This is a genomic window from Agathobaculum hominis, from assembly GCF_014288055.1.
Taxonomy (GTDB): Bacteria; Bacillota; Clostridia; order Oscillospirales; family Butyricicoccaceae; genus Agathobaculum; species Agathobaculum hominis.
In genome coordinates this window covers 345,845-356,119 of the sequence record NZ_JACOPK010000001.1, presented here as the reverse complement: position 1 = coordinate 356,119, position 10,275 = coordinate 345,845, and the positions used below count along the sequence as shown (strand labels likewise).

General features: G+C 51.0%; 15 protein-coding genes and 1 pseudogene. 1 reads left to right on the top strand and 15 read right to left on the bottom strand.

The genetic code is table 11. The features are described from left to right. Window positions 1-123: 123 nt before the first annotated feature. A complete protein-coding gene (locus tag H8S02_RS01810) occupies window positions 124-906 on the bottom strand; it encodes a carboxymuconolactone decarboxylase family protein (protein WP_186968961.1) in 783 nt (260 codons plus the stop codon). A gap of 15 nt (window positions 907-921) precedes the next feature. Continuing rightward, window positions 922-1,401: a flavodoxin gene (locus tag H8S02_RS01805; protein ID WP_186968960.1), complete on the bottom strand. Its 480-nt coding sequence runs from the start codon at window positions 1,399-1,401 to the stop codon at window positions 922-924. Window positions 1,402-1,507: 106 nt separating this feature from the next. Here H8S02_RS01805 and H8S02_RS01800 point away from each other — a divergent pair, with 106 nt between their 5' ends. Continuing rightward, window positions 1,508-1,945 (top strand): MerR family transcriptional regulator, encoded by a 438-nt coding sequence (locus H8S02_RS01800; RefSeq protein ID WP_186968959.1) that lies wholly within the window; start codon window positions 1,508-1,510, stop codon window positions 1,943-1,945. Window positions 1,946-2,045: 100 nt separating this feature from the next. On the opposite strand, the gene H8S02_RS01795 is transcribed toward H8S02_RS01800, so the two are convergent. The 13 genes and pseudogenes from H8S02_RS01795 to H8S02_RS01740 form a co-directional block, all read right to left on the bottom strand. Continuing rightward, complete coding sequence (locus H8S02_RS01795) at window positions 2,046-2,234, bottom strand: hypothetical protein (RefSeq protein ID WP_186968984.1); 189 nt, start codon at window positions 2,232-2,234, stop codon at window positions 2,046-2,048. Next, complete coding sequence (locus H8S02_RS01790; protein ID WP_186968958.1) at window positions 2,231-3,157, bottom strand: ketopantoate reductase family protein; 927 nt, start codon at window positions 3,155-3,157, stop codon at window positions 2,231-2,233. Before H8S02_RS01790 ends, H8S02_RS01795 begins: the two co-directional genes overlap by 4 nt. Continuing rightward, window positions 3,154-3,996, bottom strand: a complete 843-nt coding sequence (locus H8S02_RS01785; protein WP_186968957.1) for a class I SAM-dependent methyltransferase — start codon at window positions 3,994-3,996, stop codon at window positions 3,154-3,156. Before H8S02_RS01785 ends, H8S02_RS01790 begins: the two co-directional genes overlap by 4 nt. Before the next feature lie 11 nt (window positions 3,997-4,007). Continuing rightward, complete coding sequence (locus H8S02_RS01780) at window positions 4,008-4,409, bottom strand: hypothetical protein (RefSeq protein WP_186968982.1); 402 nt, start codon at window positions 4,407-4,409, stop codon at window positions 4,008-4,010. A 75-nt stretch (window positions 4,410-4,484) separates the two neighbouring features. Beyond that, window positions 4,485-5,162: an L-2-amino-thiazoline-4-carboxylic acid hydrolase gene (locus H8S02_RS01775; RefSeq protein WP_330601913.1), complete on the bottom strand. Its 678-nt coding sequence runs from the start codon at window positions 5,160-5,162 to the stop codon at window positions 4,485-4,487. Between the two features lie 35 nt (window positions 5,163-5,197). Continuing rightward, on the bottom strand, window positions 5,198-6,061 hold the full coding sequence (locus H8S02_RS01770) for an MBL fold metallo-hydrolase (RefSeq protein WP_186968955.1): 864 nt from the start codon (window positions 6,059-6,061) through the stop codon (window positions 5,198-5,200). A 9-nt stretch (window positions 6,062-6,070) separates the two neighbouring features. Then, the gene (locus H8S02_RS01765; protein ID WP_186968954.1) at window positions 6,071-6,679 is read right to left on the bottom strand and encodes a class I SAM-dependent methyltransferase; all 609 of its coding nucleotides are present in this window, start codon (window positions 6,677-6,679) and stop codon (window positions 6,071-6,073) included. A 1-nt stretch (window position 6,680) separates the two neighbouring features. After that, the gene (locus H8S02_RS01760; protein WP_186968953.1) at window positions 6,681-7,295 is read right to left on the bottom strand and encodes a class I SAM-dependent methyltransferase; all 615 of its coding nucleotides are present in this window, start codon (window positions 7,293-7,295) and stop codon (window positions 6,681-6,683) included. Window positions 7,296-7,788: 493 nt separating this feature from the next. After that, window positions 7,789-8,313, bottom strand: a pseudogene (locus tag H8S02_RS01755) (type IV secretory system conjugative DNA transfer family protein); the annotation flags it as partial. Then, complete coding sequence (locus H8S02_RS01750; RefSeq protein WP_186968952.1) at window positions 8,310-8,792, bottom strand: PcfB family protein; 483 nt, start codon at window positions 8,790-8,792, stop codon at window positions 8,310-8,312. The pseudogene H8S02_RS01755 and the gene H8S02_RS01750, both read right to left, overlap by 4 nt. 57 nt (window positions 8,793-8,849) lie before the next feature. Continuing rightward, window positions 8,850-9,155, bottom strand: coding sequence for a DUF3846 domain-containing protein (locus H8S02_RS01745; protein ID WP_243166359.1), 306 nt, complete (start codon window positions 9,153-9,155; stop codon window positions 8,850-8,852). After that, entirely contained in the window at window positions 9,139-9,261 is a 123-nt protein-coding gene (locus tag H8S02_RS12650) for a hypothetical protein (protein ID WP_272884524.1), read from the bottom strand. Before H8S02_RS12650 ends, H8S02_RS01745 begins: the two co-directional genes overlap by 17 nt. Window positions 9,262-9,274: 13 nt before the next feature. Then, window positions 9,275-10,270: a ParB/RepB/Spo0J family partition protein gene (locus tag H8S02_RS01740; RefSeq protein ID WP_243166358.1), complete on the bottom strand. Its 996-nt coding sequence runs from the start codon at window positions 10,268-10,270 to the stop codon at window positions 9,275-9,277. Window positions 10,271-10,275: the final 5 nt, after the last annotated feature.

The following is a 10,275-nucleotide window of genomic DNA, read 5'->3' as shown; positions in this document are numbered from 1 at the left end:
CCGCCTGCCGCTCTGATGAACAGGCCCTGTTTCAAAATTGGAAGAGGCAGGGCTTGGGTAGGTGTTGCCTTTTTACGGCCGGTACGGTGTAGTTGCACTGTTTTTCTTCAAATTTTTTTTGCATCATCTACTTGACTTCGTACCATTGGACTTGCCTGTTGCCTTAAAATATACTGTGTTGTCCACGGCTTCCAACCATTCATTGGAGGTTTCATCCCCCGGAACCTCTACCGCCAGATGAGAGAACCAGCTATCCGGCGCAGCACCGTGCCAGTGCTTGACCCCTACAGGGATATTTACCACATCGCCGGGGCGCAGCTCCCGTGCCGGTTTGCCCCATTCCTGATAGTAACCATGCCCGGCTACGCAGACGAGAATCTGTCCGCCGCCGTTTTTCGCATGATGAATGTGCCAGTTGTTACGGCAACCGGGTTCAAAGGTCACATTGTAAATGCCGACCTGCTGCGTAGAAAGAGGTGCGAGATAGCTTTGCCCGATAAAATATTTCGCAAAGGCATCATTGGGTGCGCCGATGGGAAAGACCATTTCATTCTGATGCTTGGCTTTTGCGTCGGCAGCATCGTCCTCTGCCCATACCTCCTTTGCCATACGGAAGGCCGCCCACGCCTTGGGCCAGCCTGCATAAAATGCCGCATGAGTCAGGATCTCCGCAATTTCCGTTTTCGTCACACCGTTGTTCTTTGCAGTTGTCAGATGGTATTGAAAAGACGAATCCGTCAGTCCCTGCGCCATCAGCGCCACCACTGTTACAATGCTGCGGTCCCGCAGGGAAAGCTTGTCTTCCCTGCTCCACACCTGCCCGAACAGCACATCATCATTCAATTCCGCAAATTTGGGAGCAAATTCCCCCAGAGCCTCTCTGCCTGCCGTTTGTTTGACTGCCATGTTCCGTTCCTCCTATCAAATTTTCAGTGTGCTGACCCATTTCTCCACGGCAGCTGCGCTTTCGCCGCTTTGCATACGCTTACCGGGCAGCCATGTTGCCGCAGAGCACACAGCCTTGAGAATACTGTCTGTTTTGCCCATGCCGCTGCTGCCGGAGGTAGCAAAGGGGATCATGGTTTTTCCGGCAAAGTCATAGCTTTCCAGAAACGTTTCGATGATGCGCGGCGCTTGATACCACCAGATGGGAAATCCCACAAACACAGTGTCATACTGTGCCATATCCGCAACCTTGCCTGCAATGGCAGGGCGGCTGTTGTCATCGTTCATTTCCACAGTGCTGCGGCTGCCTTTGTCCATCCAGTCAAGGTCAGCAGCGGTATACGGCACCGTCGGTACAATTTCAAACAAATCACCGCCAACATCGCCTGCAATGGTTTTCGCCAGCTTTGCGGTTTCTCCACTGGCAGAAAAATATGCTACCAATATCTTTTTCATATACAAATCACTCCTTGTGCTTGTCCTTTCTTTGTGATATACTCATGTTAGCACTTAAACCTAACTTTAGGTCAAGACTTTTTTCAAAATTCAAGGAGATATTTTTATGTATACCATCGGAGAAGTATCGGAGATGTTCGGATTGCCTATCTCCACGCTGCGCTATTATGATAAGCAGGGGCTGTTTCCGAACATGGAACGGGTATCCGGCATCCGCAAATTCGGTGACACGGAGATTGAAGCACTCCGGGTCATTGAATGTCTGAAAAAGGCCGGCATGGAGATCAAGGACATCCGGCAGTTCATGGATTGGTGTGCTGAGGGTCCGTCCACCTATCCACAGCGCAAGGCTATGTTTGAGGAGCGGAAAGCCCACATGGAAGCAGAGATTGCGCACATGAACCGGGCACTGGATATGCTGAAATTCAAGTGCTGGTATTATGAGCAGGCAATCCAAGACGGCAGCGAGGACAGACTAAAGGCACTGATTCCCGACCACTTGCCGGAGGGAATCCAAAAAGCATATGAAAACGCGCATAGCTAACCTTTCCCGTGCTATGTATCGTCTGATTCAGCGCAAAAAATACCCCGTTGGTTTCCCAACGAGGCATCGAAGACGATTCTATTCTGTTTTCTGTAAACTGTTAGTCAGAAAACTTAGTCAGTGACCAAGTTAGTGAGCAAGATAAATCGTCGGACATCCCACACGCAGTTTTGAATCTTTGTGTGGCTTTTGCAGTGTCTGTATCATAGCCCAGCATCGCGGTCAGCTGCTTTTGAAAGGAACCGGCAAACAGTGCCCACATTCCAAAGGGCATTCCAGCGTATTTCATTGCAGATACCTCCCGGCTTCCGCTTCCAGTGCCTGCCATACCGGGTAGGCTGCGCCGTTCGCATCGAAAAATTTCTTAAGATCCCGGTTCAGCGCACTCATTTCATCGATGGCGTTCATTGCGTGGTCGGAGGCGCAGAGCTTGCCCAGCGAGGTGACACACATCAGCTTGAAAAAGCGCAGGCAGGTCTTGCGGTATTTCTCCCCTTCAAAGTCTGCATCCTCCTTGGGCAGAATGGTGTGCCCGGCATCTCGGATGGCGCGGTATCCCTCGATGTTGGCATCCAGCACACGGTTCAGGTACGCGGTATCTCCCCTGATCTTTTTCAGGTCGCCGTCTGTCTTATAGCAGGCGAAGGCCGCAGGCATCACAAACGCGGCATGGCAGAGCAGATAATCCTCCATGTTCGGCTCGTAAACAACCTTATATTTTGTGCCGTGGAAGATGCGCCCGATCAACTGTTTATTGGAGATTGCACCCGTCAGCTGCCCGATGGTGATCTTCTTCAGGTCGATGGAGACCACCCGGTCAGCCTCCCGATGCCCCGCAGAAAGCGCAAAGGCAAACAGGACGTTCTTTTCCGACAGCGCCGCCGCCAATGTTTTTGTCTGTACGTTGTTGCCCACAAATACGATGTTTTTCGTCCGATTCGCCCGCAGCGTGTCCAGAGCGGAATCCAGCTGTGTATAGCGCAGGACCACAAAGATCACATCGTACATTGCATCCGGTGCAAGTTCAGTCACCATCGGAATGCGGCTGACCGAGGTGCGGAGCGAAAATTTGTCCTTGATCCGCAGGCCATTCTGCTTGATCTCCGCAGCCCAGTTTCCTCGCGCAAGCAGGGTGACATCCTTTCCGGCGCGCAGCAGATTTCTTGCCAGATTGCATCCCAGAACGCCTGCACCATATACCAGAATTTTCATAGCTTGCCTCCAAATCCGATCTTCACGATCTGCATTTTCATCCCGTTGTCTCCGACCTTGGCGAGAAATCGGAAAAAGCCGCTGACGGAAGGGTCTTTCAGGTCGTTGTAGCCCATCATATAGCCCCTGCTGGATACCTGCAAACGGCTGTCCCATGGAGAAAGCTCCCTTTCCGCGTCCGAAACCGCGAAATACGCCCCCACATCCTTGATTTTCGCCGTCCTGAGCCACGTTTTGGCGATCATCTTCACCGCCGTACGGTTGGCAGCATCAAAGACCAGCACTCCGCCGGAGAAAGCGTCCGCCATCCCCTGCACCAGTTCCCGAACCTGCTCCGTCAGGAAGTAATAGAACACCCCGGAGGCAAAGAACACCGCCCCGCCGGAGGCATCGATCTTGTCAAACCATGCGGGATCTTTCAGGTCGCAGGGGATGTTTTGCTCCCGCTCCCCGGCGGGCAGCAGCTGCTGCCGCAAGGCGATCACATCCAGGAAGTCCAGATTGTAGATTTTACAGCTGCCGTTGTCGCAGGCTTTGCCGGTGTTGTCCAGCCCACAGCCCAAATTGACCACTGCCGCACAGGGGTGATTTTTCAGGTACGCCTGCACTTCAAAAGCAAGGTCATTCTGCCGCATGGCGACCTCCAGCGCACCGAAACGCTGCATCAGGCTGCGGGAATTTTTCTCTGCCTCTGAAAAGTCATAGTCGATTTGGTCGAGCAGCCGAACCGTTGTTTCGTCCCGATAAAGGTTTGGATACAGCTCTGTGCACAGCTTCCGGGAATAAAGCGGGAGGATCAACGTCTCCTGCACGGTGTTTTTCTCGATTTTGTATTTCATAGGTTCCTTCCTCAGTGAGTAAAAATAGTCATCATTGCCGCCAGCACTGCCGCTATGACTGCCATGCCCACCGTGCCGAATAGCCACTTATTCTGCTTGTTTTTGGCAGTAATGTAGGGCTTCAGATCCTCTGTTCCGGGGATCGTCCATGCGTTCGTGTGCCCCACCCAGTAACCATCGATCAAAAAGCGGTCAATGAAGTTCATAACGGACAAGATGACAAGCAGCTGCCAGAAGCCCGCCGCAAAGCTGCGCGCACCGTTTATCCCATAGACACAGACCAGCACATAGCTGATATAGCCGGGGATGCAGACGGCTTTGAACAGCAGGCTGTTGCGTCGGATACGTTCCGGGCTTGTAAGCCCCAGTTTTACGCACCGCTGCTGCACCGCCGGGCTGTAAAGATGCACCATCCCAACAGCCCCCTTACGGATGCCCGCAGCGCAGATCAGAACCAGCAGAACTCCCAACCCAAGGCCCTTCCAGAATCACCTGTAAGAGCATTCCCTGTTCCTCCTGTACCCGTTTTCGTCCCGGTATTCGGGATGCTCCCTTCCGTATGGGGCCTGATCGCCGCAGATGGTGCAGTCGCACTTACAGCCATTCGCGCAGGTGGTCATCCGCACCAGCCTTGCGTGAAGCAGCTCCATCGCTGCAAAATCCACATTGCACAGGGCGGGCATGATCTCTGTAAGGCCGTTTCTGATAGCAAATTCCGCTGCAGGACAGGCGGTAAATTCATAATAGATCGGCTTGTTCTTTTCGTAAGGCGCCACCGTCATTTCATAATCGTGCCACTTGTCACAGCCCGCTTTTGCCCGTAGGAACGCCATGTGCATCAGTTTTTTCCAGAACGGCTTATTACAGTTCACGAATTTCAGTTTGCGGAAGGACGGCAGGATCAGATTTTCTTCAATTTCCTCGATCTCACGGAAGGATGTAACCGGTTTGCAGACTGCATAGTAGCTCATGATAGCGATGCAGTCATAGGTGCCGCCTGCGCCGTTGTGAAAGTTCCGTTTCCCGCCCAGATCTTTGCGCCAGTCCAAAAGGAAATCTACATACTGCCGCTGCACCTTTTCCCATATCATCTCCCGCTCCGCTTCCGGGTAATGCAGGGCGATTTTCGACTGTATCTCCTTCTTGCAGGTTTTGGAGTATAGCACATGACAGCTACAGTCAATTTGTAATTCGCTGTCCTTCATCTTCCCACGCCTTTCAAGTACCCGCTCTTTGCTTTTTCTTCGGTATCGTCAGATTCATCATAGGCATCGTAAAGCGCATTGGGGTCGTGGGCTCTTTTTTTGAAAGGCGAGCACAGCTCATTTTTGTGCGCAAAGGCAAACTCCATGTTGTCCGTCCAGCCGGTGTGGCCGGTAATAAACAGCGGATGCAGTCCGCGTTTTTTCAGCTTTCTCTCCAGCAGTGCCAGAGACTTCACTGCCAGCTTGTTATCCTCTGCCAGCGCAGAAATAAAGCTGTAGCCGCCGTCCGCGCCGAACCAGATAGTATCGCCGGTAAAGAGATATTTCCCGTCCACAAGGTATACCATGTGCCCCCATGTATGACCGGGAACGAGAAAGCACTCGATTCTGATCCCGTCGATGTCGATGACCTCATCGTCGTGCAGCAGCACTTTTTCATTGTTGATCGTCACCTGCGGCAGCTTGTAAAGGTGGTAAATGACCCTGCGGCGCACCTCGCCGGTCAGATAGCGGTTCTCGATCTCGCCAATATACAGCGCAGCATCCCGAAACAGTCCCGGACTGTCCGCCTCCACCGCACCTACATGGTCGGTGTCCTGATGAGTGATGAGGATGTGCCGGATAGAATGCGGGTCGATACCGAGCCAGCTCATTTTCTCCGCCAGACGGTCATAGTTGTATCCGGCATCAATCATAATGGTGGTATCGCCCTTGCGGTAGAAGAAGATATTTGCCACCCACTCTCGCACACAAGCGACATTTTCATCGATCCAGCCGGTGTTCAAAGGCTTAAAGACCTCCTTGCCCCGGTACATCCTGCTCATTGCTTTTCTTTGAAACTCCGTTGCTTTTTTCGACATGATCGCACCTCATTTCTGTGCTGTGACGCACAGCCAGCCCTTTTTATTTTTGTGACTCTGAACCCTGTCAAAGCCTGCTTGCTCCAGATACACTTTCAGATCAGCATCCGTATAGATGGTCATACCGTTAATGATTCGCGTCCATTTGTCGTCTTTTGCTGTTTCGCCGTTTGCTTCGTTACAGATGAAAAAAGTCCCCCCGGGCTTCAGCACCCGATAGACCTCTCTGAAATTTTGCGCAAGCTCCGGCCAGAAATAGACCGTTTCAAATGCGGTCACTACATCAAACTGCTCCGCTTCAAACGGCAACTCTGCTACACTTGCCTGCTGCACAGTACACTGCCCTGCTGCAATGGCACCTGCATTGACCTTTCGCGCTTTTTCTACACTGACTGCCGAATAGTCGATGCCCTGCACCTTGCCCTTGGGACACAGCTTCAGCAGCGTTTTGATGTTCGCCCCACCGCCGCAGCCGCAGTCCAGCACCATAGCATCCGGGGCAGGCTGTAAAAAATGCAATCCCCACGCTGCCATTGCGCTGTGCCCAAAGTTCATCATAGCAACCATGATCTTCCCGCTAAAGCCTGCGGGCTTGCGGGTGTTTTCAAAGAAGGACATATCACACCTCCGATTTCACACATTCCGTATAGGTCAGCGGAAAAGAGGCCTTTAGAACAACACTTTTTCGCACTGTCCAATCATTCTGTTGCAGAAATTTTAGGTATTCTTCACTCGTCCACTTGCTGTGGAGAGGAAAGCCTGCCAGATTCATGAAAAAGGCTTTGACCTTGCCGGGAAATGAGTTTTCTGCGTGCGTAAAGGTAGGCGCGATCAGCACACCGTCATCCTTCAGCACCCGTTTGATCTCTCGCAGTGATTTTTCTGGCTGAGGCACAATGTGCAGTGCGTTTGATACGATTACCACATCGAATGATTTGCTCGCGTATGGCAGAGAAAACATATCCTGCACGGAAAAACGCAGCTTCGCAGAGTAATTCCCCCGTTTGGCCTCTGTAATCATTTCCGGAGAGGCATCCGTCGCCTCGATGTGTGCCGCTGCTTTTACGATGTGCTTGGCGATCAGTCCCGTTCCGGCAGCCGCCTCCAGCACTGTTTTGTCTTTCACGACCGGACGGATCAGCTCATACATTTTCTCGTATACTGCCCTGTCTTTTCGCATAAAGCAGTCATACAGGCCTGCATTTCTGTCCCAGAAATTCTTGTGTTCTCGCATTGCTGTCTCTCCTTTTATAGTTAGATTTTTCTAACCAGCACGCGCGCATCGACAGGTTAGGTTCGGCTAACTCATGTATTTAGGAAAAGCCGCATTTCTGCGGCCTTTCGGCTTATATAAATAGCTTGCTGCAAGCATCACACATCTGTATTTTCAGCCACTGAGGATAACGCCTCTCGATCTACTCCTTATGGAAAAAGCCAAAATCTATTTTCACACCATTGCGGTGACTTTTGCCTTCTTATCCATATTATATCGTGCCCACTTCTTTTTTGCAATGGTATAGTATCTCTATTTTGTCATTTCCAAACTCAGAGCACGATTAGATTTTCTTCGCAATCGTAGACAGCTCCGAAATAATGCTCAGAAGATCATCTTTGACTTCCTCTTTGCTGGGCTCGCTGCCCATCTTTCTTAGCCGCGGTTTTGACCTCCCTTCTTCAAGAAATCTTCGTTTGTGAAACGCTCCTTTTTTCTATCCTCTTATAGTGTAACCTTTCGGGTCAGTGACCACGTAGGAGCTGTGGCATTGTAAAAGGTTGGGTTTCAACCAAAATCTTGTCTTGCCGCTGCCGGAACTGCCCACCACCAGCACATTTTTGTTTCTGGCATTTGCCGGATTCTTCGGGCGATTGCCCATCATCAGCCGCTCCGTCCGGGTCAGAATCACATTGTTTGCAAACACCGGATCTTCATACGGCTCGATGTCTTTCTGCGTACCCCAACGAGCAGAACCGTACTCGATGCCATGGCGATATTTCTTGGCATTTTTGCCTTTCAGGTACACAGCAAGCCGCAGACCTGCTCCGCAGCACACACCAATCAGCAAATCCATCGGATGCAGACTTGGCATCGGATTGGAAAAAGCTGCACCCAGGGCAGAAAGAAAGCCGAGGAGCTTTTCAGACATATCTGCGCCCTCGGCAATTCTCCACGCTTCTCCCAGATTGGTACATATAAGACCGGCAATGAAGTACGGCAGGTTCAGGATCAGCAGCTTCTTTGTCTTATTACTCATAGATCACGCTCCTGACTTTTGTGACGAACCTTATCCGGCAGAATTGCAGCGACCAGCTCTTTGAGCTTGTTAAGCTGCTCCAGAACACTCGGTTTTTCCTTTGCTTTCAGCTTGCGGTTGGTGAATTTCTCAAAAGCGGAAGTCAGTGCATCCGCATCTTTCGCCTTAAAGAACACCGTGTACTTGGGTGGCATCACATTTTGGTCTTTCGTAATGGCATAATCCACGCCATATTTTCGCGCCACCTGTTCAAAGCCTTTCAAATCCGTTTTCTCAATGGGGATACTGCTGACTCCCTGATTCTGACCGATCAGTTCTTTGATACTTTGCTTTCCAACCTGCAGCTGTGCAGTTTTCTGAGCTACCTTCGCCTGATGGTGCCGTTTCCACGTATTATAGCCATTCACGATGGTGCGAAAGGTCAGTTTCGTGGTACTGATTGCCAGATTGACGGTACGATTTTCAACTTCTTCCTGCATGAATCTCTGCCTCCTTCCTTACAAACTGTCCCGGTCCGGTGCCGGTTTACTCTTTTCCTAGGGCTTTGCAGCCTTTTCCTCCATTTTCTTCACCATGTCATCCGGAACCGGAATCGCCATGATGCTGCGCCCCATGCGAACGAACATCTGGGGCTGATGGAACTGCTCCTCAAATTTCCGCATCTGCTCCGAAGTCAGAGAACCAAAGTCATCCTCTGTCAGCCCTACCACCAGAAAATCACCGGCATAAATGTCCTGCATATCCCCGTCTTCGGTATAAATTGCGCGGTTCAGCAGCAGACCATTGATTTTGCCGGATTCATTCAGAATAATGGCCACTTCATCCTCAAATGGACTTCTCAAACATGGGATCATCCATCGGATTCGGCTGCGATGCACCGTTCGGGCAGTTCTTGCAATCCATGCTGCACACTGCGTTGTTCTGATTCTTCTTAAAGTTCATCATCATAAAAATCTCCTTCTTATCGTTCCATATCTCGTTGTTTACTTCGCTGCCACTTTTCCAGCAGCCGGATAATCGTGTCCTGCATCTGCTTCGGCGTATAGGATTTCGGGAAATACTTCCGAAGAACCTCGTTTTTAATCGTAACATGGTCAAGCTCATCCTTTTTGATTTCATTCATCACTTCACACATGGCATCCAAGGTACAGCCGCCCTCCTGCGAGAGCTTTTTCAGCCGCTGTGCCTGCGACAGGGATGGAGATGCCTGTTCATAGTCCATTGCCTCCAGAAATTCCTTCTGTTCAGATGGTTTCAGATAAGACAGCTCTACCGCCGGATTGAAGGCGATTTTCTTCTCATCCACCATGTCCAGAATTTCAGGAATCAGATTGGTAAGGCGGATAAACCGCTGAACCTGTCGTCCGCTTTCACCTGTTTGCTCTCCGATGGTATCCGCAGCTTCTAACTTCCCGACAACTTGTCGGGAAGTTGTTTCAAGGTCGTTTCTTGTTCCCTGATGCTTCATCGCGTCCAACTTCATCTTGTAGGAAAATGCTCTCTCACTGGGAAGGATATTCTCTCGCTGCAAGTTGCTGTCCACCATAAAGATGATTGCCGCATCATCGTCCATTTCCTTGACGATGACCGGCACGGTCTCCAAACCTGCCAGCTGTGCCGCATGAAGCCTGCGGTGTCCCGAAAGGATTTCGTACCCGCCTTCCGGGTCAGGTCGGGCAATCAGCGGTGATACTACACCAATCTGCTTGATGCTCTCCACGGTCTGCTCCATCAGCGCATTGGCAATACATGCCGCCACAAAGGACTTTCCAGTTCCGACATCTCCCCATAACAAAAGGCCAAGGTTTTCAGCCTTGACCTTTTTCCACTGCTCCACATAGCGTTTTACCATCTGGATATCCTTATTATCTTCTGCAACGGTAAAATTCCATTCCAGAAGATGCTTTTCCTGAATCCCCGTTGCTTTCAGCTGCCTGATTTTACGCTGCCGCTCCATCAGCT